Raw genomic sequence first — 24,743 nt, 5'->3', positions numbered from 1 at the left:
GCAATAAAAAAACACTTACAATTTTTGTAAATGTTTGTTGTATCACTTATTTAGTTAGTTTTTCCCATGTATAAACGAGTGGTTGATTGAGATAATCATTTCCAAATGTTTTATCCAAATTCATAGCGTGCTTTTGTAAATCATACCCAACTGTTTGTGTTGGTTGATTATCTTTATACCCGTTCTTAAACAAACGCTCAACCAACAAATTTTTATCTTTGTTGTAGTAGACTTCAACCTTTGCCATATCGCCACCGTCTTCGGAAGTATCCATCAAATCGTTAATATCATTCAAGCCATTAGCATCTAATGCTTTAGTTATCGTAGACTTATCAATTAAATCTGTGTTATTATAAGTGATTTTGTAATCTTTACCAGCAACATATTTTTTGTTACTTGATGATGCTTTTTCTGAATTACTTGATGTTTTAACAGTCGATGTTTCTGTTTTGCTTGTAACGTGCATATGTGTCATTGCATAAAGCATGTATGCTCCAAAAACAACAACTAAAAAACCGATAATAAGAATTGGTAATGTTAGTATTTTGGACTTAACAGGTTTTTCATCGTTTACTTTGTCAAGTAATTTTTCTTTATTTGGCTTTTTTGACATTGCAATTTCTCTCACATCTCGTTTTGTTAAGTCCATTTTAACACACCACCTTTCTCATTGTCTTTTTGAATTTCTTACGCATCTGCTGGTACTGCCCCAACTTGCCCTATCGTTTGGTTGACGATGCCTTAATAAAAGCATGTTTGACCATGCTCTTTAAAATTTTTTACTTACAGTATCATGTACTGCTTTGAATTACTATTAACACGCTTTCCCTGATACAATTGATTTTTCCGAAACCAAAACTGCCAAACATAAGTCACTAAATATCTGATCGTTGTTTCAAATGGTAGATTATCTCTTTTAAGTTGACGGTCTAAATAGTAAACAGCTACTTCACTGACTATGATTAACCCAAACCCTAAACTAAGATACTGCATGTGAAACCAACCTAAGACATAGCTAATGAAAGCCGTGATGATTAACGTGATTGAAAACAGATACAGAAATCTGGTATCAACCATTATTGGCAAACGCATACCCTTACCAATTTTACTAAACTTAGCTGAATTGATATAAACTCGTCGATAATTAAACATCTTAACCACCAATACCCTTGACCCAATTTAACAAAGCATTCAAAATACCACTAAACGCCTGTAAACTATCTTGCGGTCCATTGACGAAGAAATAAACTAATGCACCAATAAAAATTGACACCCACATATCTTTAGATTCATTTTTGCCATAATGCATTAACGCACGTCCACCAGCAATAACAACCGTACCAACTAACAATAAAGATTTAATTGAATTATAAAAGTCCAATCTGATACCTCCTTTCTAAGCCTGTAAAAACTTTGTGACAAAATACGTAGAATTTTGTTTTTTAAGTTCTAAGTAAATTGTCTGCACTTGCGTAATATCTGAACCATGTACTTTAACTGTGATTTTAGTAGTGACAATTGGCTTATCTGCTGAACCAGTGACTTTAATATCACTCTCATCAAGGTTAACCAAATCTACTGCATTATCTAAGCCCACAGGGTTATTCATGAATAATGACATATCCTTAGTTGAACTAGAAACATATTTTTGTACGAATTGCTTGGTAAACTTTTGAACCTTTGCCGTGATCGCTTCGTCATTGATTGTTTTACCAGTCTTATCAAATCTAGCTTTACCCACTTGACCAACACTATCAATCTCATTAGCCACATAAGGTAAACCAATCACAGTCAATTTATCATTATCTTGTGTATAAGGTACATTAACGATCATAGCGTTCTGCTTACCTTCATTATCAATTGTGAGATTATATTGTGCCGTTTTGATACTATCCACAGTAAAAATACCGTTCAATTTAGCTTGTAACAGCTTCATATCTTCGGTATTAGTCGATGATGATAACGTGACATTCTTAGCAAAATAAGGCGTAACCTTATCTAACCAAGCATCACTTTTTGTCTTATCAAACGTATAATAAGCTTGTCACAAAGTTTGCCAAGTATTGTCCCACAATTGGGTTATAACTGGTTGTCCCAGCACTGGCTTTATCCAGTCTAGTTGTAAGATAAGTAATGTTATGCCTTAATTCACGGTTTTTAATCGCAACACTATTGGCTAAGACTAAAACATAGGCAAAATAAAGCACTAAGATAATCAACAGACCAACAACAATTTTACGTACTTTACTCAAATTATAAACATGTGCTTTTGGAATTTTTACCGCTTTATCTTTTTGTTTCTTTTCATACTCAAAATTCACTTTGAGTTTCGGGAGACCACGCATTTCACACCCCCTTTCGCTATTTTTACATCACATTATTACAGATGCTTACGCTTGTAAATCAAACCACCTAAAGCAACTAAACCAGACGTTGCCAATGCTAAGATACCACTGCCACCCATAGATGACTTTTCTGTGGCATGTGTTGATGGCAATGCTTTAGCTACGGCATCATCAAGTTTTTGCTTTGCTTCAACAACTGGTGCTTTTGTCGCATCTTTGTCGTTAGCTATTAGTTCTTGATTATAGGCTTCAACTGCACGAGCAACACTAGGTACACTTGCGACTTGTGTTGGTAAATCAACAACGTTTCCTGAATTATCAGGTGTTACTTCAACTGGCTTATCATGGTTGACATCGCCTTGATTGTTTGTATCAGGCGTTGTTGGTGTTAGTGGAACAGTGTTATTATCGCTTGATGACCCATTGCCACCAGTCTTTGAACTATCCGTACCGCCACCATTTGGTGATGAACCATTGTTGTTTGATGAAGAACCTGAACCACCATTATCAGATGAAGAACTACTACCGTTATCACTTGATGAGTTTGAACCGCCATTACCAGATGATGAAGAACTACCACCATTATCTACGGTTGTCCCGTCATCTGTTGATGAAGAACCGCTACCGTTATTGTCACTTGATGAACCAGAACCGCCATTGTCAGACGAATAACCACTACCGTTGTTGTCACTTGATGAACCAGAACCGCCATTGTCAGACGAAGAACCGCCACCGTTGTTGTCACTTAATGAACCGGAACCGCCATTATCAGATGATGAAGAACTGCCACCATTATCTACTGTGGTACCGTCATTGTTTGATGTGCCACCATTGTCAACGGTCGTACCGTCATCTACGGTTGAACTGGCATCACTCACAACATCAGCTGATGCACTTAGTACAACTGCCTTAACTTGTGGCAACGCCTTAGTTGTTGCTTGTACTGATTGTGCTGTACTAGCATCAGTTGTGGTTGGTACAGTATCAGCACTAACTTGTGTAGTGTTAGCACTCACAGCAACACCAGCTACTGCAACCGCCCCAACCGCCCAGAGCTTACCAGATTTGTATAATTTATACTTTTTTGAATTTTGCATAATGTTTAAATAAAAAAGGCTACTAATCTAGTAACCTACCCTTTCTCTCAAATATTCTTTTGTAATTGATTGATTAAATGTAAACCTCTAAAGGTTCTTTGAACGATAATAAATAAAAAAGTCAAAACACTGGCAACTATCATAGCGACATGTAGTGATTGACCCAAACTCATAAAGAGTAAAAATATAGGGAACACAGACCCAACATGGACGAGCCAAACCCCAAACATAAAGCTAAAATAAATCATTTTCTGTGCCATTGTAACAACTAAAAAAGACCGATTGTTTAATCAGCCTTTAACCTTTCTACTATATTATTAAGCTATTAACCTTTTGCTTTGTCGGCTTGAGTAGTAGTTGCCTTGTTTTGATTTGATGCTGGCTTTTCGGTTGCCTTTTCATCAAGTGCAACTAACGTGTCAGCATACACCGTCCAATCAGTGGCATCATTACCAGCAAATGCAAACTTCAAACCTTGTGGCACTAACTTGTCCCCCGGCTTCAAACCAGCTTGCAAGCGTTCACTTTCTGCTGGGTCAACCAAAATACGGACAATGTTATCATCATTGCCAACATCGCCTGATTTGCTTTGTTGAATAAAGTTGAACTGATAATTTGAAATAATTGGCTCATCATAATCATCACGAGCAACTTCGCCACGATTGTCGGTTTTATAATTAGGTGTAACCCTAAACAAAACTAAATCATGACTATCAAACGCATCAGCACTTCGCACACGTCCATGTGGTGTCTTGTCTTTACCTGATACGAATACGGCATCGTATTCTTCTTCTGGCAAAGTGTCTGTTTTAGCATCAGACATAGGTAACAAAGTACCTGTCTTAGTGGCAACACGAGCGCCATTTCTTTGGTTACTGCGAGCAGTACCAGCAATAATTTTTGCATCGATCAGTTTTAGTGGTGTGCCAAAAGCCATACTAAAATCAAAACCAGCCTGTGGTGTGACATTTTCAGTATTCAATGTATTATTCACATTCAACATTGCCACTGCCACATCAGCATTTGCACCAACTAAATTGCGCCCAGCAAATGTGAGCTTTCCGATACTTTTTCCTTGTAGTGATAAACTACCAAACTTATTAACCATAATGTAAATTCTCCTATTTTATAAATAAAAAGCAAAGTTAGAAATAACTTTCTATCTTTGCTTGTAATGATTTTCTATTGTTTTTTATCTGTTATTGATTTCTGTAAAGTTATAATCTTCATTTGCTAACCTTTCTAATTTATTCTTAATCTTTTCGATTACTAGAGTATTGTCCCTCCATAAGTCAGTATCAAAATCGAGTGATGATTTCATTAATTCATAATTTTTTGAACTTAAATTCCCGGTATTTTTAATAACATCTTGCATCTCTAAAAACTTTAATAATGAATTATCAGGTAATTTATCAATATACTGCCAAATTGCGTCTTCCCATTGTGAAAACAAATACCATTGGTCAAGCTGCGAGATATATTCCAACAAAATGAATTCTGGTGAGACATAGTCATTCACTATAGAAGATTGAACTATGGAGGAAACATCTTTATAGTAAATACTAAGGCGCTTAAAGCCAGACAAGCTAAATGTAACAAAAAATTTTAATTGTTGAGAAATATCGAAGTTGGCACTTTCCAGTATTTTTCTCCCGTTTTCGTAACGAATTAACCATATTTCTGTGTCAGACTTATTGACCAATTCATCTGGAACAGAATATGCAAAACTGCCATTACCAACACTAATTGGTTTGTTATATGGAAGAATTTCTTGATTTTTCTCAGACACAAGGTATTTTATTACGTCACTATTATTCTGATTATTAAACAAATTTAAAGCGGTGTCGAAAAGTTTGCTTTGACTAATCTTATTCAAGTTGTGAAAATAGGAAATAATATAATTATAAAAATCAGAATTGGACTTTGACATCAACAGTTGATTTAATTTATTAGGATCCTCAAGTTGCAATTCGATTTCTGATGTAGTTAAGTTTGTGGGGATTTCAAACAAATAATAAATACTTGGATTTCTTATAAACCCAACAGGATATTGGTTATTATTTTTAGTTAGAAGCGAAGACAACATTACTTCAAAAGGGTCCTTTGATCCTTGCAATTCCGTCATTATTACTGAAATATGGTCTTTGTTTATCAACAATCTATTATAAACTCGAGAATGAAACAAGTACGAATAAATGATAGCTAATTGCTCCTCAATTTGAACATGATTCAATTTATTTCGAACAAATAGTTCTTGGTGCATATAATCAAGAAAATGTGCACGGTCTCTGAGGTTCTTTTGCTCCTTAATGAATATTTCTTTAAATTCCTCTGAAAGAATAATACCAAATTTTGTATTAACAAAATGGAAAACAGTAGCCCATATTTCACTTGGCCATGTGACAATTGGTAACTCAACACGTCTATCGATAATTTTGCTTAAAAAAATTTCATTTTCCGGATCTTTTGTTATTCTATCGTAACTTCCTACAAAAATTATAGGCAATTTGCCATTCAGTAGGCTTAAAAGTTTATATGCGTCTTTCTGTTTTGGCTCAGGGAGCCGGTCAAAATCATCTATCACTAACACCTTATTTTTTGGCACTTTTTTCCCGAAAAATAATGCATCAAAACCAAAGTAATTAATTTTTAATAACTGACTTACTGACACGAAAAGAACTAGAAGAATGCCTAAAAAATTTATAGGAAGAAACAAATATGTTACCGCTATAGATATGAAATTAAGAATTGGAACAATGTTAAAATAAGAAAAAAGATTAAATATAAAGTTCCACAAATCATTAAATACCATAAAATTAAAAGGTATTTTTATAACACCGGTCATCAAAATTGATATAACAATACTGAAAACAATGAATAAGCGAGTAAGCCAGTAGTAAGACGGAATAAGTTTTCTAAATGCAAATGTTATTAAAGACTGGCTGTTATCAGTTCTCCATAAATCCATATAAACGAACGCTTTTTTTTGAAATTTAATAGAATGCTTTTCTACATTTTTTAGAAATGTTGACTTTCCCGTGCCCCATTCTCCATTAAGGAAGATCGTTTGGTTTCCTTCTAATAGTTTAGTGAAATTTTTTGCTGATTGATTGGTATCAATTTCATCTTCAAAAAAATTTTTATTGAATTGACTCTCACCCATGACGGTTTCTCATTTCTCAATTAATCATTTTGTCTTGTTATAAAACAGAGCATAAATACTCTAAAATATTGGCACTAATAAATTAAATATTATCATACTAATTTAATTTTGACAGCTTTTGATTATCTGATCTCAGCATAAAGTTCATTATTTCCTTATTTCTTTCAATTTGTTTGAAAATGTAATTTACATCATCTAATTCAATTGAGTCAATTGAAAAATTTCTAGAATATTGAATTAACATGGCCGTTGATTGAACTATTTCATAGGCCAATTCTCCAAATTTTTGGATAATCAGCAACACTTGCCACATCTCAAGAATAATTTGATAATTAATTGTTGCATAATCATCATCTTTCGCATAAGAATCCATAAATATTTCACTTTTGTATTTACTTGTATAAAGTAATTCTTGAGATTTGGTATCCATTTTCAGATTATAACTTTTGATCAGCGCTTCAAATAACAAACTATCTTGATGAACTTGATTAAAAACTTTACTAATATTGTTTTTAATATGTAAAAGTTTTCCAGCATGAGTCTTTTCGTATTTTTCAATATCTGTGAATGATATTCTTTCATTCAGAAAAGAAAAGTATTCTTCGTCTTTACTCTCAATTCGTTCATGCATTCCTAAAATGGGGACTTTCGTTTCATGCTTTTCATCATACATACTTGTCATATCTTGAACAACGTAGACTAGATAATCATACTGTTTCTTAAATTCATTATCATTAACAAACTTTTCAAATTTTAAATTGAAGTATTTAGAACGCATGAAGTCTGCATCAAGTTTATTTTTTTTGAAGGTATTGTTAGAGTTAATCGCAAAAGAAGTAATTGCAAATAATGCTGTTGTAAATGACAAAGAGACAGTTATTTTATCTTTCAATGAAGAAATTTGAGGTGTATGAACTATTGGAATATTAACACCTAGTATTAAACAAAAAGATATGATTGCAGATGCTGAAAATAATAAGCCTAGAAAGATAACTACAGTATCTTTCCAGTATTGTCTGAAAAGATTTATTAACAAAAAAACATTGTGTTTTAATAACTTCATATTAGTCACCCTACTAGATAATTAAGTTGATTGAAAGTATTCACGATTATATTATATGTTTGATTTTTATATTATTCTTGAATCACTTGAATTAAATAAAAACCATTAACAATATAAAGTATATCACTGAATTTTAATTTTAGGCTTAGCGCATCCAATTGACACAGACGTGCTTTAATTTTTGTGCAACGTATAATCTAAAGTATGTGCACATCGCTTCCGTATTCCGAACACATAAGGGTCATTTTGACTTTGCTAATCTGGTTATGTTTCAGTATTTAAATCAAAAAATTCACACAAAGTACATTCTTTTTTGGCAATAACTGCATTAGCACCAACTAAATTACACTCAGCAAATGTGAGCTTTCCGGTACTTTTACTTGTAGTGATAAACTTACCAAACTTATTAACCATGATGTGAAATCCTATTTTTTCTTAATTCCAAATAAAAAAGCAAAAACGTCGTCGTTTTCACTTAATATTCCTTGCAATTTGAATTTTTCCGGTAATTAATTTATTTCACTTATCTACGTTAATGGCGTTATTGAAATTCTGTTTTCTAACTGCATTTTATGCAGAAGATTTTTACCTTGAGAAACATTCTGCATAGACATACCATAGTCAGACATAAGTTGATAAACTCTTTCATATTGTTCGGGTCCTCTGTCAACTTCATCATAATTAGAATAATAAAAAAACAAGTAGACTTCTCGATTATAAATATCCAATTCATCAAAAATTGACTGAAAGTAAGAATAATCAGCAGAACCAAGCGAGTGGCCGTAAAACTTGACAACTTTAATGTGCTTGTTTATGAACGAACTTTCAGTAACAGTAACATGTTTTTGAAGGAATAAAGTTCTATACGTTTTAGTGAACTCAACGATTGAAAACTGTACATTTCCATCACTAAACAACAAAGATTGATCAATACCCAATATAATATTAGAGTCGCCCCTAACAGCAGGTGTTAATTCACCATGAACATTTTTTACAATAATTGGTAAAGTATGTGTATCAGGATCAAATTTAATAGGAGTATAGTTAAAAGATAAAACTTTAACCCTATAATCAGATTTATCAATTGCTAATTTGGATAGAGTAAAAATCTTTTGCTGAGTTATTTTTGAGTACTCTGGATTTTTATCAATTTCTTGTAATAAATACATATTAAGTAATTTTTCAAGATAAGTTAGTTGAGAAAACAGAGATTTCATAATTTCATCAACCGATGTAGGCAGCCTTCTAACATCACCTATAAAGTTAGCATTTGTAGCAATCAAGTGAAGAATACTTTGATTAAGTGTTAGATTTGTATCATATTCAGCTGAAAAATAAATTTTCTCCGATTTTTCTATTATGTGACGAAAAAGTCCTGATTTGACATGGCCAAAGTCATCTTTAAAAGTAGGTTTTAAATATTCTTCTCTTGCAAATTCTTGCTGCAAATATTTGATAACTCCACCAATTTGCTTTTCTACATCGAACCAAGTTGGATCAGATAGCTTAACTACTTGAAATACTTCATTCCAAAAATTAGAATTCCAAACACGTTGCGATGTTTCATCTAAACCAGTATTTACCCATTCAAAAAAATCTTTAAATGAACTGTTTAGACCGTTATTTAAATCAAAGCCATTTCCAATAATAATTAATTGTTCTTCACGTTGCATACTTATAGGACCACCATTATTTTACAAAGATTATACTCTTGTAGATATGAATTGAAAAGTATTAATGAATTAATTATTATGATACTTCAACATATTTGGGGACACTATTTACTGCTATTTAATCAAGCACAATGTTAAACAAAATATAATAATTAATTCTCTGAATAAATTTATTAATTTTCACAGGTCTTGTTTTACATTGACACAGAGCCTTTGGTGTAATAAATCCGCTAATAAATATTACACATCGCATCGGTACTGTGATTTTTTCTAACGGAGTAACAAATTACGTTGATTGTCGTAACCATACTAGACTGTTCTCTCTTCACTCTTTTAGAGGCTCCGAGTTAGCTAATACATAGCCAACCATGATTGCTATAATTCACAAAATACTTTACAATTATCTTATTGAAGATTAGTTAAGCAAATTTGATTTTTTTAATAAGGTCGTGGGGACATTATTTTTATAGTAATCAATTTTTATATCTAGTTTTCAAAGTACATAATCGACTAGCCACTGGCTGGTCTTTTTTTGTGCTTTTTTGCATTTTTTAGGTTTTCTTAATAAAATAAGCCTTTTTGACAAAAATATAAGCACAAGGTATGTTACAGAAGCATTTCAGCTCCCATATCAAACCTTATGCTTATTATTCTACAGACTCCGGTCAACCCCCAAAGTAACAAATAATCTAATGTTCACGTACCAAAAAGTATGCGATCTGTAGTTAGTGAAATACTGATATTTTACCAAGTGCGTAGTAGGATATCTATACTTTACTTTAGATCAGAATAAAAGTAATTAGTAGCCAACATCTTGATCATTAATTATCGATTTTACAAGTTGGGTTTCGTTCAATTTCATTTCTTGAGAAAACTCATAATATGTTAAACCCTTATTGTCCGGTATTATCAAACCCAATTTTGTGATAATAATATCTTCTTGATGCTTCACATTATTTTCAAAAGTGGTTCCTTCGTTCAAATACATTTTGGATTCAGGATCTGATTCTGATTCGTTGTTGTTTGCTGGATAAATGTAAAACCCCATTTTGGCATTAAATCGAAACATATATGCCAAAACTTGTAAATAGTCTTTATTTGCAATGTTCTTAATGGGTTTATATTTAGCGTCTGCTATTATTCTTTTGTTACTATTTTTACTAATAAAATCAGGATAAATTCGTCCAATTTTGGAAAAATTGTTGCTTTTTGAAAATAATTGCTGCGCATCGATACCTGACTTATTTTTTAGATGATAGAAAATTTCCCTTATCAACTTATTGATGTATTTTTCCCAAAGACATTTACCATCAAATAATATGGGCCAATGTGATAGTTATCATTCAACTCCTCCGTTGCTGAAATTTCACTATTTGAATTTTTTAATTTTTCAATAGCTTGCTCTCTAACACTGTCGTCCAGATCATCTGGCATTGCTAATTTGTCAAAGGCTTTTTACTTCCGGCGAATTGTCAAACTAAGTGCAACGGTTTGTCAAAAAATACTTCATATGGGGTTTCATAGTTTAACACTTTGCGAGGACGTTGATTTAATTCAACCACACATTAATACAAATATTGTAAGTCACTAGCCGGCGTTGGGTAAGCCAATACCAACCGTTGTAAATCTGGTAAAGTCACGTGTTTTTCAATTAACAACGTGAAGTAGTTAATCATCTCGTCGGCAACATCACTTAGAAGGGTAGCACCCACAACCTGCCCACTCGCTTTAGCAACCACTACTTTAGCTTGGGCTTGTTGTGCGCCAAAGCGGTAATAAGTGAACCACTTCGTCATATCAAGTGTATTGACACGATACTCATCTGGATGCTCAGTCGCCGCGGCCGCGCTGATCCCGACTTGCGCTAACTTGGGCGCTGCAAAAACCTGCGTTGGCACAACGGGATACTTTATGGCTGCGCCGGGATGCGTCAACTCACCGACCAGATAACGCGCTTCAAAACCTGCAACTGGCGTTAACTTCGGTACCGGTGTATCGCTGACATCCCCAATGGCATAAATGTGCGGGTTGGCCGTCTGCAAATGATCGTTGACTTGAATCCCATGCCGATCAAAGGTAACGCCCACGTTGGCTAGACCTAACTGGTCCGCGTTCGGAATCCGTCCCGCTGAGCTGATGACCAGATCCGTTGTCAGCTCGAAATTATCAGCTGTCAATTGTAGACCGGTCGCCGTTTTAGTAATTGCTTGGACATCCGTATTCAAGTCAAACGTGATTCCATCAGCCGTCATTGCGGCCATCAAATCCTTAACCAAATCTGCATCAAAAGCTTTTAACGGGCGGTCATTATGATGAATCACGTGCACATCAGCGCCAGCGGCATTCGCAATCGTCGCCAATTCAAAGCCTACGTAGCCACCACCTACGAATGTCACGCGTTTAGGCATCTGGTCCAAATCTAAGAAGTCAGTGCTCGTCTTAAAGTATTCGTGCCCGGTAATCGGTAGAATCGCCGGACGCTGACCAGTGGCAATCACGTAATCAGTCGCACTGACTACTCGATCCCCGACCGCTAACTGATTGTCGGATTGAAAGTGCGCTTGACCATGTAACGTCGCAATATCTTGCCCCTTTAGTCCGTTCAACGTCCCATCGTTGATGCCATCCGTATAGCCTCGTTTAAGCGCCATCAGTGCTGGCCAATCAATTTTGGGCGCACCAATCAGGCCCTGCCCTTGTAAATGTTGCGCTGCTTGTCGCGCTTCGACGGCGCTTAATAGGATTTTCTTAGGGTCACAACCGCGGTTAGGACAAGTGCCGCCCCACAGATCCGCTTCAACGATCAACACTGTCTTGCCCTGAGCCTTTAATCCGCTAGCCATGGCATTGCCGGCTGGTCCACCACCAATCACAACAACATCGTACTGTTCCGCCATTCGAAATTCCTCCTTAAATTCATTAGCGACCATCAATTATCACAACCTAGTGTAACTGATTCATCCTTAATTGACGATTAAGATACTTCTTCATGTTGACTCAAGTAAGCCACGATTCGTTGGCTATCCAAATAGCCAACAACCCGATTTTCTTCCGTGACCGCCACATAATCGTGATCTGTCAATGCCGTAAAGGCGGTGCGTAACGTGGCTTGAACGTCTAACGATTGAATCCGACCACTCGCAACACTGGGTTTTTCTGTGAGATAACCCTGAATAAGCCCTACACGCCCAACGTAGACATCATAGACATTTTTAGCTCGGCTCGCGCCAAAGAAGTTCCGCACAAAGTCGTTCACTGGATGCTGAGCCAGAGCAGCCGGCGTATCGACTTGTATTAACTGACCGTGTTGCATGACACCGATCCGGTCACCCAACTTCAACGCCTCATTCATATCATGCGTCACGAAGACGATCGTGTTGTGATAGCGGGCGTGTAGCCGTAAGACCAAGTCTTGCAATTGTTGCCGCGAGATGGGGTCTAACGCACTAAATGGTTCATCCATCAAAACAATATCTGGTTGCGCCGCAATCGCCCGTAAGATACCGATGCGTTGCTGCTCACCACCGGATAATTCTGACGGCATCCGGTCACGGTATTCCTTTGGATCGAGGCCAACTTCCGCCAATAGCTCATCAATCGTTTGATTAATTTCCTTCTTAGCTGTCCCTTTCATTTCTGGAATCACGGCGATATTTTGCGCCACCGTCATCGTTGGGAACAAGGCAATTTGCTGTAAGACATACCCCATTTGCCACCGTAGACTTCGGACTGGTATCGTGGTTGTATCAGTACCATTAACTAGGATTTTACCAGCCGTCAATGGCTCTAAGCAGTTGATCATTTTAAGTGACGTCGTTTTGCCACTCCCAGAAGTCCCTACCAAAATAAATAGCTCACCCTGGTCAATCGTTAAATTAAGGTCGGGAATCACGGTCTGCCCATTAAAGTCTTTCTGGACGTGTTGAAATTCAATTGCCGTTGTCATTTAACGTCCCTCCTTCAATAAACCGTGCTTCACAAGATAGCGATGTGCAACCGTCGAAGCGGACTGCTTCTTAACATTGACTTCATAGTTCATTTCTTGCATATCAGTTTCTGAAATCTTTCCTGCTAACTTATTCAACGCTTTAACGACCTTAGGATGTTTGTTGGCAAAGCTCGTCTTCATCAACGGTGCCCCTTGATACGTTGGGAAGAAGTGCTTGTTATCCTTCAATAAGGCCAAGTGATACTGCCGTAATTCACTATCCGTCGCATAGGCATCTACCAAGTTGATTTTCCCCTTACTGATAGCTTCATAGCGTAGCGCCGGCTCCATCGACTTTGCAGTCACGTCTAACCCATAAGTCTTCTTGATTCCTTTTAAGCCATCATTACGATCAATAAACTCTAGGGTCATTCCGGGTTTCAGAATCGATTCAACTTGCGTTAAGTCGCTGATTGTCTTCAAATGATGTTCTTGTTGAAATTTCTTAGTCACTGCCAATGCGTACGTATTGTTATACTGCATCGGCTTCAAGTAAGTCATTTGTTCCTGTTTAGCGAGGCGCTGTTTGGCGAGCTGATAGGTCTGGTTAGCTGTTTGACCAGCTGGGTTATTCCCCTTACCTAAGGTCTCCAGCACCGAGCCAGTAAATTCAGGATAAATATCAACCTGATTATTCTTTAACGCGCTGAATAAGAACGTGGTCTTGCCAAAGTTAGGCTTGAGCGTCACATGAACATGCTCATCTTCAGCTTCAATCAGCTGCTTATACATATTAATCAAGATTTCTGGTTCAGAACCGAGTTTACCTGCAATCGTAATTGTTTCAACTCGATTGGCATAAACACTATAAGCCCCGCCACCACCTAGTAAAGCTAAAATACCGACAAAGACAATTAAGGCGTGGCGTGGTTTAGCCGTTTGAAACCACCGAACGAGCGCACTCAGCAGAATTGCTAACAATGCTGATGAGATAGCCCCAATCAATAATAACGAGGTATCATTACGGTCAATACCGAGCATGATAAAGGTCCCGAGACCCCCAGCACCAATCAAAGCGGCCAAAGTAGCCGTCCCAATAATTAAGACGAGCGCGGTCCGAATCCCAGAAATGATCTGTGGTAGGGCAATGGGTAGTTCAACTTTAAACAACTTACGCATTCGTGACATCCCAAAGGCATCGGCGGTCTCTTCAATTGAGGCGTCAATTTCTGAGATACCCAAATAAGTATTTTGAAAAATTGGCAGTAAAGCATAGATCACCAGCGCAATTACTGCTGGCACCGTTCCAATCCCAACTAACGGAATCAATAACCCTAACAGTGCCAAAGACGGAATCGTCTGTAAGACACTCGTGAGCTGTAATAATCCCTCGGCACACCGTGGTCGTCGAACGACCCAAATAGCCAACGGAATCGCAATTACCATTGCGATGACTAATGATGCTAATGAAATCCCCAAGTGTTGCCATAGCGCAGTCAGCAAATCCCCGCGTCGATCTATAAACGTCTGTATTAATGTCTGCATGCTAACCTCCAGTGCTCACCTTTATTGCTTAATAACTTCTTAATTATCCATGTATTTAATCGTAGCATAATCCGCCAAAAATCATAGTAATACGCACCGGCAATTCACTAAATTTTGTAACTATTGTAGTTTCACATTAAAATTATTCATTAATTTAAAATGAAGCTGGCTAGTTTTTACAAAGCTATTAGATGAACCACTCAATGGATTATCATTACCACTAAGGAGGCCCCAACAATGGCTACGATTCATCTTTACCTTGCAAGTACCAACCACCAATCGACCAACATCACCGCAACAACCCCCGCTGCCTGGGTCGTCATTCTGAGATATGCTGACCATCAAAAAGCGCTAAACGACGGTGGCTACGGACATACCGAAACTTCACTGGCCTTGAGTGCTCTGACCACCGCACTCGCCACGTTGAAACGTCATGATTTACCCGTTCATATTCACACCACAACTGAACAAGTGGCGGCGGTTATTAGCGAACAACGTTATTTAAGCTGGCAGCAAAACAACTGGGACGTTCCCGAAGCCGACCAACCAGACCTACCCCAATGGCAAACGCTGATTCCCATTATCGAAGAATTTCCCAACCTCACCATCACCTACCACCCCGTGGACGATCCCGCGATGACCACCGCAACGACTACGCTAACGGCGGTGATGACGAAGCTATAAAATCGAACTCATTTCCTCTCAGTCATTTTGGACATAAATAAGCCGATCGTATACTTGACGGTCGGCTTATTTAGTTGAATTAATTTCTTCATAACTACTGTTACGATATCGCAACAAATTCTACATATAGCTTATTTCGGTTCTGGTGCAAATTTTCCTCGCTGACTTGATTTTAGTATACTGGGTGCCAAGAAACGAGGGATTGCGCGCATGAATCACTTTAAGGGACGCCACTTTCAAAAGGACATCATCTTAGTAGCCGTTGGCTACTATTTCAGATTCAGTCTCAGCTATCGTGACATCGTTGAATTGCTTCGGGATCGGGGTATCACTGTTCATCACACCACGGTCATGCGTTGGGTTCATCACTATGGCCCCATCTTTAAGGCTCTATGGCGTCGGCATCAAACAGCTCACGCTAAAAGTTGGCGAATCGATGAGACCTATATTCGAGTTAAAGGCCGTTGGGCCTATTTGTATCGCGCTATTGACAGTAACGGTTTGACCATGGATTTTGAGCTACGAAAACACCGCGATTATACCGCATCCTATCACTTTTTGAAGCGTCTCTTGACGACCAATGGTCGGCCTGATCGATTAGTCACTGATCAATAGCTGGTTAGATGGTCATCTCTCACACTGTTTGCACCAGATCCGATAGTGTTATTTAATCTCGCTAAATCTCTTAATGATTGAAGATAATAACTTATGCTCCCATGTAGAAGTTCTGCCCAAGCATTAGTATCAAACTTATCTTCTGGTATGTTTTTAAATATCTTATTCAATTCACTAATAAAAATTTGCGTTATTTTTACTTCACTAATTACAGGTAGATTAAAAGGTGTTTGTATTATTTTTTCTAAATAACTTTCTCCATTATCTTTTTGAACTTCTTCAAGAGCACGAGTTACAATATCATAATCAAAAGCTAATAAGTAAATGGTATTAGGAAAATCGGCAATAGACTGGACTAATTTAAAAACACTTTGGATATCGATAGTTGACAACCGATCAATATCATCAATTAAAATAATAAATTTTATATTGTTTTTTTTAATTTCAGAAACTAAATCATCTTTAATTTTCTGTATATTTTTATTTAGCGCACTATTTGATAATGTTTTTCCGAAAATATTTAGTAATTTAGAGGCAGCTGTACCTAGAATCCCTACTCCTGGGACAAACGTTGTTAATCCCAAAACATCACCTAATATTTGTAATTGATCTCCTAATTTCTTTTTATCTTTTTTTCCTATAAAATTGCTTGAAAGTTGCTTGAAAAATTGATTAATTAATTGGCTTTCGTCCGTAAACATCCAAGGATTGAACCTAATAATTTCCGGTTTGTTTACATCATTTTTACTTAAATCTAATAAGTATTCCACTGTCATGTTTAACACAGAAGTTTTACCAGATCCCCATTTGCCGTACAGGCCAATGTTAAAACTATCACTCTGCTTATAATCTAAAATTGATCGAGCTAGCTGCTTAGCAAATTGTTTTCTGTCGAGTAGATCATCATTGGATGATTTAATTGGAACATCAGGATTGAACATTTTTTCCTCATCTAACATTAAATGTATTTTGTTATATCAATATTGCGTAAATTAACTACCAATATAATTGGCACTTGCCATAAAGCTTACTGGTTGCAAATCAATATTCTTCATTTGGCTGCCAGCTATTTTAAAGAATTCAATATTATTCATTTCTACTAAATTACCGAAATTATATACTCTATATAGGAAATAATTATCAGGATGCTTGTTTGCAAAATTCACTTCGTTGCTAGTCATATAAAATGGTGTGTTTTTGCCTTGAGTAGTGGTCTTTACTTCAATAAAAATTTCATTTCCTTGGCTATCAAAAGAAAGAATATCATACCCTAAGCCGTCTCCTTTAGTTTGGGAAACGTGTTCAATTCTTTGGGATAAATCAGGAACATTACTTAATATATTCTTTTCGTACTTCAAAACAATTTCCTCGCCCAAAAATCCAATCATTGAGTTCTGTTTCTGGAGTGCATCGTAATCAATTGTACGGCCTTTTTTATCTGGTTCTTTTACTTTTGAGTCAGTTTCTGTCAGCTCGATTTTTGGTATTTTTTTAGCTATTTTTTTAATGTTATTGTTATTCAACAATGGATTCAAGTTCAAATCTAATGATAGTATATAGTCAATATTTTGCTGAAGATTTTTTTCATTAATTAAATCAGCTTTAATTTCATTTAAACAAAACAACATATCTTTTAAGTCAATTAATAGTTGATCGTTATCGGGTAAATTATCACTATCATATTTGATACTAAAAATATTTCCTAATTCATAACCTGATACTAAGTTATTTTTATTTTGTAAAGAACTAGTTAGATCAATAGGTTCAGTTGTCATACGATCTGTTCTATTAGCTAGTGTACTTTGCCAATATCTTGAAACTTTGCTAATGTTGTTTTTTTCATTTCTACCGTACGTATCATTAAAGAAGGTCCACCCTTGATTCAGTGATAAATAAACACTACTCATATCTGGTGAAAACAAGTAAACAATATCAAATCCTTTTGTTGCAGAAGTAGATATAGCTGCATCAAATAAACCAATCCATGGAACTGTAGCCCAATTCCCTTTCCCTGCTGATCCCTTTGTTCTGATATTTCCAGCTAGAAAATCATCACTTACTGCCTCTTTTAATCCACTTCTCAAAAGTCTAGCAAATTCGTTATTTTTGAAAGACTTGTCTTTTTCTTGTAAATAGTTATTTAGAATTTTCTCTAATATGTCACGTATTGTCATCTATTTTCCCCATAATATACTTTATGAATATTGTAGAACAATATGTTTTGTAATAATAGAGACATTCAAATAAATAGCACGTTTCATATCATTCTTTTTATTAATTAACTCACTTTTTATTTTTTAGTTTTTCACTCACCTATGATATTCCACGACATAAGCCTTAGGCGCAACTTATATGCCACTATAAGTGCTCATCTCATCGGTCTTATGATTTTCTTCAACACAGTACCAGACTTTTCTCTCTGTACCTGCGCTTGATTGATCGTTGATAATCATATAAAATTAGGTTATTGAAAATAACTTTAAATTTTGATTCTCATTAATAACGTTGTCGAAGGCATTATTTTATCAATCAAGAGTATATTTAGTTTTCAATGTACTGAAACACAGCTAGTAAATCTAGTTGTGTTTTTTGTGCTTATTTTCAATGTTAATACTTTCTTATTAATTATTTGTATTTGACAAAAAGAATAAGCACAAGGAATGTTACAGAAGTATTTCAACTCCTGTTTCACACCTTATGCTTATAAGTTTATACTTTAAGGCCATTGCGTCTAACAAATCTTGACCCTCTAATCCAGACAAGTCCTTATATTCAGGTGAAGATTGTGCGACTTCAACGTTTACCTTAATACCAGCTTTTTCAGTAGTATCAACTTGTTTATCAAGGTCTGATGTGGCATTGTCCAAATCTGCTTGACCTTGCTTAGTGGCATCAGTTTTTTCAGTAGTTGCCGTTTGATAAGCCTGATCGTTTGCTTGTTGTTTTGCCGTGGCATCTTTAACAGCTTGGTCTTGCTTATTCAAATCAGATAAAACCTCATCTGTTTTTGATGAAGCGTCGTCATCACTGATTGTGACATCAGTTGTTTTACCAGTTGTGACATCAACACCAGCATTAGATGCAGTTTTAGCATCATCTTTTACTGTATCTTGTGCCTTATCAACTGCATCAGATGCTTGGTCTTGCGTGACACTTGTACCAGCAGTTGTTGGCACTGTGCTTTTTTCAGCAGTTGAAGAAACGGTCGCAGATTTAGTGGGATCATCAGTTGTCGCTTTGTCCGTAGCTGTATCAGTTGATGAAGCAGTTAATTGAGCTTGCTTGTCATTTTGCGTGGCATCAGTAGTTTTAACAGCTTGTGCATCAGCATTTGAAACCGTATCGGCACTGACTTGTGTAGTGTTAGCACTCACAGCAACACCAGCTACTGCAACCGCCCCAACAACCCAGAGCTTACCAGATTTGTATAATTTATACGTTTTTGAATTTTGCATAATTTTTAAATAAAAAAGGCTACTAATTTAGTAGCCTACCCTTTCTCTCAAATATTCTTTTGTACTTGATTGATTAAATGTAAACCTCTAAAGGTTCGTTGAACGATAATAAATAAAAAAGTCAAAACACTGGCAACTATCATAGCGACATGTAGTGATTGACCCAAACTCATAAAGAGTAAAAATATAGGGAGCATAGACCCAATATAGACGAGCCAAACCCCAAACATAAAGCTAAAATAAATCATTTTTTGTGTCATTGTAACAACTAAAAAAGACTGATTATTTAATCAGCCTTTTAACCTTTCTATTAAATTTACTGAACAGCAATCCTGTCAGCCCAGCCACTAACTCAAATTAATAAAATTTGATTTTAATTTTATTCAGGCTTGATGACATTTTTAACCTCATTTTGAATAAGTTTAATTTTACTTTTGTTTGAATCTTTAATAAATAATGGCACTGTTTCTTCCAGTACATCACTCACTTCTAGCCCATAAAAACTACTTGGTTTAACAGTATGTGATTGCAGCCATAATCTACCAGATATAATAAAGCGGTCCCAAGTATGAATGTCTGGTAGATTAAGTAAATCTTCATAATTTTGATTCGCCATAATATACTTAAATTCTCCAACAGTTCCTCGCTTATTAAGCGTATATTTAGGAAACTGTGGTTTTATAATATTTTGTTTAACAAGATTATTGGCAATTTGCTTCATGTACATGTTGACTTGTGGTTCAACTTTAAATCCAATGTTTAACGTAACATGTACGATATTGTTAGTACCCAACATATCGACTGAATAGCTTTTTTCATACGGATCGTTTGATGAGCGTATAGTAACAAACCAGTATGTTTCAGCTCTTTTAGGTTTTGAGCCTAGAATAGAGTATATGATGTTTCTTTTTAGCATGTAGTTTTGATGAATATTTACAATATAAACTAAATTCGAAGCAAAGATTGGCTCTTCATTATCTTTCGACAAATTAATAAGTTGTTTTCTGTAATCTTTTAAAGAAAGATAATCATTTTGTTGAGATATGGCCTCACGACGTTTATTACCATAAAACCAAATCATCATAACGCTTAAAATAGCAACCATTATAATCAATGTTGCATAACCACCATGTAAAAATTTACCAAGACTTGCTATCAAAAATACGGTTTCAATCATTCCAAAGATGACCACAAAAAAGAAAGCCAAAATTTTATTTTTCATTTCTTGCTTAATAAATTGATACAGTAACAACGTTGTCATCAGCATTGTTATTGTGATTGAAAGTCCATAAGCAGCTTCCATGTTATGAGAAGTTTGGAATGCCCATACAATAATCAAACCTATAATGCATAGTAGCCAGTTCACAGTACCAATGTACATTTGCCCTCTTGCTTCACTAGGGTAAAAAGTACGCAAACGAGGAATGACCTTTAAATTAATGGCTTCACTGACTAAAGTGTATGCCCCAGAAATGAGAGCTTGAGAAGCAATGATTGCTGCTAAAGCGGCCATTACCACTCCAAAAATCCGCCACCCACTTGGTAAAATCTCGAAAAATGGATTAGACGATTGCATCAACAGATTTTCTTGATTAGCATGAGACATAATCCAGGCACCCTGTCCCATATAATTCAGGATTAGCATGGTGTAGACAAAAATCCAACTAACATAAATGTTATGCTTACCAACATGACCCATGTCAGAATATAGCGCTTCAGCACCAGTAGTAGCTAAAAAAACGCTTCCTAAAATAAAAATTCCAGTCTTGTTCTCAGGACTAAATAGAACAGCAATGGCATATGTTGGTGACAGAGCTTTAAGGATTGATAGATCACTAAAGATGTTAACTAGACCAAAAAAACCAATAAACAAGAACCAAGTAAGCATGACGGGTCCAAAAATTTTTCCGATTTTTTTTGTACCAGCTTTTTGGAATGTAAAAACAATTAATAAAATCACAGTCACTACAAACAAAACTATGGTTTGATTATTTGGAAAAATAAATTCGCCTATCCCTTGCCCCTTTAAGCCCTCTATAGCTGTAGTAACTGTAACTGCTGGAGTCAATGTTCCGTCGGCTAACAAAGCTGCCCCACCAATTAAAGCTGGTAATAATAGCCATTTTTTATTAGGTTTTTTAACTCTGCTGTATAGAGCAAAGATACCACCCTCACCATGGTTGTCAGCTTGCAAAGCTATGATAACGTACTTAATAGTAGTAATTAACATTAAAGTCCAAAATACTAATGAAACAGAACCAATAACAAAAGTGTCAAGATTATGGGCGCTTTTTGCACTATTCAAGATAGAATTCATTGTATATAATGGCGAAGTTCCAATATCACCAAATACTATGCCTATTGCAATTAGTGCACCAGCCGAAGACCACTTTGACTGATTTTCTTTTAACATTTTTATAACTTCCAATACTGTTTATTTTTAACTCAACCAGTATTATTGCACAATACAAAAAATATTGCATCATTTTTCTATTATTAATTTATTTAATGTAAATTAACTTGTTACCAAAACAACTTCGCATTTTTTTTGCTCTTATACTAAAAAAATGGACTATTTTTATTCAGTCCGTAAAATGAAAGTATAGGAGTATTTTTATGTCAATTCGTTATTCACAAGATTTCAAAGATTCATTGGTTAAACTTCACCAAGAAGGCCGTTCACTTAAATCATTAGCAGAAGAATTTGGTCCGTCGAAAGATTCTATTGCTATTTGGCTTAAACAAGCTACCCCAATCATGATCAAGGGTCAGTCAAAGACTTTAAAAGACGTCAAGCAACTAGAGAAGCGCCTCGCTATTTTGGAGGAAGAAAACGAAATTTTATCACACATAGCCTGACAGGCATTGAGCGGCCATCTTACTAGCCAAAAAATAGTCCGTAATGTGGGATTGCCGCTCGTTAACCAATTTTTAGCACAAGGCTACGCGCTTGTGCGTATTTTAAGTGCACTTAAAATCAAACCTAGTACCTATTGCTCAGAAGTCAATAAATTGGACTATTTTTATTCAGTTACTTAGGCAACATTTGAGATACGATTGCGATTATAAAAATTGATATACCAACCAATGGCTGCTTGGACTTCAGTTAATGTTTGGTATGCCTTCAGATACACCTCTTCACGCTTCAATATTGAATGAAACGCTTCCATACGGCCATTATCGTACGGATGGCCTTTGAGTGAATATGAATGTTTCAAGCCATAATTTTGGCATTTAATATTAAACTCAGCACTCGTGTATTGTGACCCCATATCTGAATGAATAATTAATGGCTTTCGATGCTTATCTAACGCCATCTGTAAGGCACTTGTGGCTAGCTCGGCTGTCATTGTATCGCCAATTTTATAGCCCAATACTTTTCTCTTCTCAGGATCCAAAACGGTCGCTAAATAGACCCATCTGTGATTAGTCAACTGAATATAAGTGATATCTGTTTGCCAAACACCGCTCAAATCATGCAAGTGTCTAATCAGATTGGGTTTTTGATCAACCGTCACAACAGTTTTGGGTTTGCGATAACGTTTTTGCATGCGGGATTTAATCCCTAATTCACGCATCAATTTGAGTGTCATATACTCAGATACTTTCGGACCGTCGGTTTGTTGACTATAAGCAGCAATACGACGATAACCATAAAATTTAAAGGTTTTCCAAACGTCTAAAATATAAGGTTTCAGGGATTCTCTACGCTTTTCTTGTCGACTGGGTTGCCAATGGCGCCAGTTGTAATAGGTACTAGGTTTGATTTTAAGTGCACTTAAAATACGCACAAGCGCGTAGCCTTGTGCTAAAAATTGGTTAACTAGCGGCAATCCCACATTACGGACTATTTTTTGGCTAGTAAGATGGCCGCTCAATGCCTGTCAGGCTATGCGTGATAAAATTTCGTTTTCTTCCTCCAAAATAGCGAGACGCTTTTCTAATTGCTTGACATCCTTTAACGTCTTTGACCGACCCTGAATCATGACTGGGGTAGCTTGCTTGACCCAAATAGCAATAGAATCTTTTGAAGGTCCAAATTCCTCTGCCAATGATTTAAGTGAACGTCCTTCTTGGTGAAGTTTAACCAGTGAATCTTTAAAATCTTGTGAATAACGAATTGACATAAAAATACTCCTATACTTTCATTTTACGGACTGAATAAAAATAGTCCATTTTTTTAGTATAAGAGCAGGCGACGCCGCTAGGACTAGACCACCATTCGTGTTCGCTTGTTCAGACATCACGACTAAATCGCCCTTTAATGGATTAAAGCCCCGCTCAACATTCTCAACACTGGCGTAGAAACTTTTTGAATCAATTAAAAAGAACACGCCACGCTTTTCTTTGCTATAATCATATTCAGTTGTGATTACGTTTTCCATCAGCAACCTCCAAAAACAAATGTGTATAATCCATTGTACGAACAAATGTTCGATTAAGCAAGCGAACAAAACATTAAATTTGTGACAAAATCAAAAGCTATGCTATAATGAAGACATAGAAAAGAGCCGTAGCGCTAACTACGACTCCTAGCAATCCCGTTTCGACGGTGACTAAATCTTAGTTACTTGAAAAATAACCGTTATCAGCCAAAGATAAGACGGTTATTTTTTTTTGCTAATTTTTTCGATTAACAAAACTACAAAAGTCAGAAGCTTATGATGAATCCACCAAAGGCAAACATGACCAGTAGCGCGTCCGATATGGACACAAGGCCTCTCCTTTCCTAGAATGTGTGTTTATAGTGTTTACACCATAAGCGCCACCTCCATTCAGGATAGCCACCGTCTTAACTTGATTGCTTTAACTAATATAACACACCCTAAAATAGCAATTGGTCTAAAACTCAAACACTTGTGAAATTTTAAAAAACAGGTATTAAAATAAGGCTTCCAAAGACTTTGTGAAAGTTTTTTTGGCAACCTTATTTTTAACCGCTTTGAAACCTTTTTCTGTTCTTTGAGCAAATCTAACATAAAATAACGAAGTCCAATAGTGTCGTCTAACTCTTTAAAGAAGCTACCAATTTTTTTTGTTCTTAGATATCTAAATGTTGATTTAATCCTTCGAACACAACATTAAATATATAAAAAAATCGTAATTTTCATTACGATTCAGAGTATAGCCTCTTGCTGAAGAGGCTATTTTATATATGATTTTTAATTATGGTAT

At 35.9% G+C, this 24,743-nt stretch carries 24 protein-coding genes and 3 pseudogenes; 3 read left to right on the top strand and 24 right to left on the bottom strand.

All coding sequences use genetic code 11. The features are described from left to right. Positions 1–46: 46 nt before the first annotated feature. The 16 genes and pseudogenes from LEUM_RS05030 to LEUM_RS04970 all read right to left on the bottom strand — a co-directional run bounded on the left by LEUM_RS05030 (position 47) and on the right by LEUM_RS04970 (position 14,814). Positions 47–649 (bottom strand): hypothetical protein, encoded by a 603-nt coding sequence (locus tag LEUM_RS05030; protein WP_011679777.1) that lies wholly within the window; start codon positions 647–649, stop codon positions 47–49. 134 nt (positions 650–783) lie between these two features. Further along, the gene (locus LEUM_RS05025) at positions 784–1,152 is read right to left on the bottom strand and encodes a hypothetical protein (protein ID WP_004902669.1); all 369 of its coding nucleotides are present in this window, start codon (positions 1,150–1,152) and stop codon (positions 784–786) included. A gap of 1 nt (position 1,153) precedes the next feature. After that, positions 1,154–1,381: a TcpD family membrane protein gene (locus tag LEUM_RS05020; RefSeq protein WP_010291175.1), complete on the bottom strand. Its 228-nt coding sequence runs from the start codon at positions 1,379–1,381 to the stop codon at positions 1,154–1,156. Positions 1,382–1,396: 15 nt separating this feature from the next. Then, positions 1,397–2,345 (bottom strand): annotated as a pseudogene (locus LEUM_RS10955) (conjugal transfer protein). Positions 2,346–2,380: 35 nt separating this feature from the next. After that, positions 2,381–3,442 (bottom strand): serine-rich aggregation substance UasX, encoded by a 1,062-nt coding sequence (gene uasX, locus LEUM_RS05010; RefSeq protein ID WP_011679775.1) that lies wholly within the window; start codon positions 3,440–3,442, stop codon positions 2,381–2,383. A 47-nt stretch (positions 3,443–3,489) separates the two neighbouring features. Next, positions 3,490–3,702, bottom strand: coding sequence for a hypothetical protein (locus LEUM_RS10950; protein ID WP_080506300.1), 213 nt, complete (start codon positions 3,700–3,702; stop codon positions 3,490–3,492). Between the two features lie 65 nt (positions 3,703–3,767). Continuing rightward, positions 3,768–4,550, bottom strand: a complete 783-nt coding sequence (locus LEUM_RS05005) for a hypothetical protein (RefSeq protein ID WP_011679774.1) — start codon at positions 4,548–4,550, stop codon at positions 3,768–3,770. Positions 4,551–4,634: 84 nt separating this feature from the next. Further along, positions 4,635–6,605, bottom strand: coding sequence for a P-loop NTPase fold protein (locus LEUM_RS05000; RefSeq protein ID WP_011679773.1), 1,971 nt, complete (start codon positions 6,603–6,605; stop codon positions 4,635–4,637). Between the two features lie 97 nt (positions 6,606–6,702). Beyond that, a complete protein-coding gene (locus LEUM_RS04995; RefSeq protein ID WP_041775240.1) occupies positions 6,703–7,668 on the bottom strand; it encodes a hypothetical protein in 966 nt (321 codons plus the stop codon). Between the two features lie 264 nt (positions 7,669–7,932). Then, the gene (locus LEUM_RS10700) at positions 7,933–8,082 is read right to left on the bottom strand and encodes a hypothetical protein (protein WP_010289718.1); all 150 of its coding nucleotides are present in this window, start codon (positions 8,080–8,082) and stop codon (positions 7,933–7,935) included. A gap of 113 nt (positions 8,083–8,195) precedes the next feature. Beyond that, positions 8,196–9,341, bottom strand: coding sequence for an AbiH family protein (locus tag LEUM_RS10340; protein WP_011679772.1), 1,146 nt, complete (start codon positions 9,339–9,341; stop codon positions 8,196–8,198). A gap of 799 nt (positions 9,342–10,140) precedes the next feature. Then, a complete protein-coding gene (locus tag LEUM_RS04985) occupies positions 10,141–10,617 on the bottom strand; it encodes a 5-methylcytosine restriction system specificity protein McrC (protein ID WP_011679771.1) in 477 nt (158 codons plus the stop codon). Continuing rightward, complete coding sequence (locus tag LEUM_RS10695) at positions 10,614–10,775, bottom strand: hypothetical protein (protein WP_011679770.1); 162 nt, start codon at positions 10,773–10,775, stop codon at positions 10,614–10,616. The genes LEUM_RS04985 and LEUM_RS10695 overlap by 4 nt, the downstream gene beginning before the upstream one ends. Before the next feature lie 131 nt (positions 10,776–10,906). Further along, entirely contained in the window at positions 10,907–12,238 is a 1,332-nt protein-coding gene (locus LEUM_RS04980) for a dihydrolipoyl dehydrogenase family protein (RefSeq protein WP_011679769.1), read from the bottom strand. Between the two features lie 77 nt (positions 12,239–12,315). After that, the gene (locus tag LEUM_RS04975; RefSeq protein WP_011679768.1) at positions 12,316–13,287 is read right to left on the bottom strand and encodes an ABC transporter ATP-binding protein; all 972 of its coding nucleotides are present in this window, start codon (positions 13,285–13,287) and stop codon (positions 12,316–12,318) included. After that, complete coding sequence (locus LEUM_RS04970) at positions 13,288–14,814, bottom strand: ABC transporter permease/substrate-binding protein (RefSeq protein WP_011679767.1); 1,527 nt, start codon at positions 14,812–14,814, stop codon at positions 13,288–13,290. A gap of 237 nt (positions 14,815–15,051) precedes the next feature. On the opposite strand from LEUM_RS04970, the gene LEUM_RS04965 reads away from it, so the two are divergent. Together LEUM_RS04965 and LEUM_RS04960 are read left to right on the top strand one after the other, a co-directional pair. Continuing rightward, positions 15,052–15,498 carry a ribonuclease H gene (locus LEUM_RS04965; RefSeq protein ID WP_011679766.1) on the top strand — a complete coding sequence of 149 codons (447 nt, stop codon included), beginning with the start codon at positions 15,052–15,054 and terminating at the stop codon, positions 15,496–15,498. A 210-nt stretch (positions 15,499–15,708) separates the two neighbouring features. Then, positions 15,709–16,110 (top strand): annotated as a pseudogene (locus tag LEUM_RS04960) (IS6 family transposase); the annotation flags it as partial. Here LEUM_RS04960 and LEUM_RS04955 read toward each other — a convergent pair. The 5 genes from LEUM_RS04955 to LEUM_RS04935 form a co-directional block, all read right to left on the bottom strand. Further along, complete coding sequence (locus LEUM_RS04955) at positions 16,107–17,054, bottom strand: KAP family P-loop NTPase fold protein (RefSeq protein ID WP_011679764.1); 948 nt, start codon at positions 17,052–17,054, stop codon at positions 16,107–16,109. The pseudogene LEUM_RS04960 and the gene LEUM_RS04955 overlap by 4 nt on opposite strands. Positions 17,055–17,105: 51 nt before the next feature. Beyond that, the gene (locus LEUM_RS04950; protein WP_011679763.1) at positions 17,106–18,287 is read right to left on the bottom strand and encodes an MrcB family domain-containing protein; all 1,182 of its coding nucleotides are present in this window, start codon (positions 18,285–18,287) and stop codon (positions 17,106–17,108) included. A gap of 489 nt (positions 18,288–18,776) precedes the next feature. Then, entirely contained in the window at positions 18,777–19,568 is a 792-nt protein-coding gene (locus LEUM_RS10860; RefSeq protein ID WP_011679762.1) for a KxYKxGKxW signal peptide domain-containing protein, read from the bottom strand. Between the two features lie 47 nt (positions 19,569–19,615). Then, positions 19,616–19,828 carry a hypothetical protein gene (locus tag LEUM_RS10945; RefSeq protein WP_041775239.1) on the bottom strand — a complete coding sequence of 71 codons (213 nt, stop codon included), beginning with the start codon at positions 19,826–19,828 and terminating at the stop codon, positions 19,616–19,618. A 119-nt stretch (positions 19,829–19,947) separates the two neighbouring features. After that, the gene (locus tag LEUM_RS04935) at positions 19,948–21,981 is read right to left on the bottom strand and encodes a KUP/HAK/KT family potassium transporter (RefSeq protein WP_011679761.1); all 2,034 of its coding nucleotides are present in this window, start codon (positions 21,979–21,981) and stop codon (positions 19,948–19,950) included. A gap of 203 nt (positions 21,982–22,184) precedes the next feature. Here LEUM_RS04935 and LEUM_RS04930 point away from each other — a divergent pair, with 203 nt between their 5' ends. Continuing rightward, the gene (locus LEUM_RS04930; RefSeq protein WP_011666812.1) at positions 22,185–22,427 is read left to right on the top strand and encodes a transposase; all 243 of its coding nucleotides are present in this window, start codon (positions 22,185–22,187) and stop codon (positions 22,425–22,427) included. A gap of 176 nt (positions 22,428–22,603) precedes the next feature. On the opposite strand, the gene LEUM_RS04925 is transcribed toward LEUM_RS04930, so the two are convergent. The 3 genes and pseudogenes from LEUM_RS04925 to LEUM_RS04915 form a co-directional block, all read right to left on the bottom strand. Next, positions 22,604–23,407 carry an IS3 family transposase gene (locus tag LEUM_RS04925; RefSeq protein WP_011679760.1) on the bottom strand — a complete coding sequence of 268 codons (804 nt, stop codon included), beginning with the start codon at positions 23,405–23,407 and terminating at the stop codon, positions 22,604–22,606. A 45-nt stretch (positions 23,408–23,452) separates the two neighbouring features. Continuing rightward, positions 23,453–23,695 carry a transposase gene (locus LEUM_RS04920; protein WP_011679759.1) on the bottom strand — a complete coding sequence of 81 codons (243 nt, stop codon included), beginning with the start codon at positions 23,693–23,695 and terminating at the stop codon, positions 23,453–23,455. A gap of 66 nt (positions 23,696–23,761) precedes the next feature. Next, positions 23,762–23,953: pseudogene (locus tag LEUM_RS04915) on the bottom strand (excinuclease ABC subunit A); the annotation flags it as partial. Positions 23,954–24,743: the final 790 nt, after the last annotated feature.

It is taken from the genome of Leuconostoc mesenteroides subsp. mesenteroides ATCC 8293 (assembly GCF_000014445.1).
Taxonomy (GTDB): Bacteria; Bacillota; Bacilli; order Lactobacillales; family Lactobacillaceae; genus Leuconostoc; species Leuconostoc mesenteroides.
This window is presented reverse-complemented; position numbering and strand designations above follow the sequence as displayed.

What these genes read in the sequence shown, in the direction of transcription:
- LEUM_RS05030 (WP_011679777.1), bottom strand. Translation starts at nt 649, where the DNA reads ATGGACTTAACAAAACGAGATGTGAGAGAAATTGCAATGTCAAAAAAG.
- LEUM_RS05025 (WP_004902669.1), bottom strand. Translation starts at nt 1,152, where the DNA reads ATGTTTAATTATCGACGAGTTTATATCAATTCAGCTAAGTTTAGTAAA.
- uasX (WP_011679775.1), bottom strand. Translation starts at nt 3,442, where the DNA reads ATGCAAAATTCAAAAAAGTATAAATTATACAAATCTGGTAAGCTCTGG.
- LEUM_RS10950 (WP_080506300.1), bottom strand. Translation starts at nt 3,702, where the DNA reads ATGGCACAGAAAATGATTTATTTTAGCTTTATGTTTGGGGTTTGGCTC.
- LEUM_RS05005 (WP_011679774.1), bottom strand. Translation starts at nt 4,550, where the DNA reads ATGGTTAATAAGTTTGGTAGTTTATCACTACAAGGAAAAAGTATCGGA.
- LEUM_RS05000 (WP_011679773.1), bottom strand. Translation starts at nt 6,605, where the DNA reads ATGGGTGAGAGTCAATTCAATAAAAATTTTTTTGAAGATGAAATTGAT.
- LEUM_RS04995 (WP_041775240.1), bottom strand. Translation starts at nt 7,668, where the DNA reads ATGAAGTTATTAAAACACAATGTTTTTTTGTTAATAAATCTTTTCAGA.
- LEUM_RS10700 (WP_010289718.1), bottom strand. Translation starts at nt 8,082, where the DNA reads ATGGTTAATAAGTTTGGTAAGTTTATCACTACAAGTAAAAGTACCGGA.
- LEUM_RS10340 (WP_011679772.1), bottom strand. Translation starts at nt 9,341, where the DNA reads ATGCAACGTGAAGAACAATTAATTATTATTGGAAATGGCTTTGATTTA.
- LEUM_RS10695 (WP_011679770.1), bottom strand. Translation starts at nt 10,775, where the DNA reads ATGCCAGATGATCTGGACGACAGTGTTAGAGAGCAAGCTATTGAAAAA.
- LEUM_RS04980 (WP_011679769.1), bottom strand. Translation starts at nt 12,238, where the DNA reads ATGGCGGAACAGTACGATGTTGTTGTGATTGGTGGTGGACCAGCCGGC.
- LEUM_RS04975 (WP_011679768.1), bottom strand. Translation starts at nt 13,287, where the DNA reads ATGACAACGGCAATTGAATTTCAACACGTCCAGAAAGACTTTAATGGG.
- LEUM_RS04970 (WP_011679767.1), bottom strand. Translation starts at nt 14,814, where the DNA reads ATGCAGACATTAATACAGACGTTTATAGATCGACGCGGGGATTTGCTG.
- LEUM_RS04965 (WP_011679766.1), top strand. Translation starts at nt 15,052, where the DNA reads ATGGCTACGATTCATCTTTACCTTGCAAGTACCAACCACCAATCGACC.
- LEUM_RS04955 (WP_011679764.1), bottom strand. Translation starts at nt 17,054, where the DNA reads ATGTTCAATCCTGATGTTCCAATTAAATCATCCAATGATGATCTACTC.
- LEUM_RS04950 (WP_011679763.1), bottom strand. Translation starts at nt 18,287, where the DNA reads ATGACAATACGTGACATATTAGAGAAAATTCTAAATAACTATTTACAA.
- LEUM_RS10860 (WP_011679762.1), bottom strand. Translation starts at nt 19,568, where the DNA reads ATGCAAAATTCAAAAACGTATAAATTATACAAATCTGGTAAGCTCTGG.
- LEUM_RS10945 (WP_041775239.1), bottom strand. Translation starts at nt 19,828, where the DNA reads ATGACACAAAAAATGATTTATTTTAGCTTTATGTTTGGGGTTTGGCTC.
- LEUM_RS04935 (WP_011679761.1), bottom strand. Translation starts at nt 21,981, where the DNA reads ATGTTAAAAGAAAATCAGTCAAAGTGGTCTTCGGCTGGTGCACTAATT.
- LEUM_RS04930 (WP_011666812.1), top strand. Translation starts at nt 22,185, where the DNA reads ATGTCAATTCGTTATTCACAAGATTTCAAAGATTCATTGGTTAAACTT.
- LEUM_RS04920 (WP_011679759.1), bottom strand. Translation starts at nt 23,695, where the DNA reads ATGTCAATTCGTTATTCACAAGATTTTAAAGATTCACTGGTTAAACTT.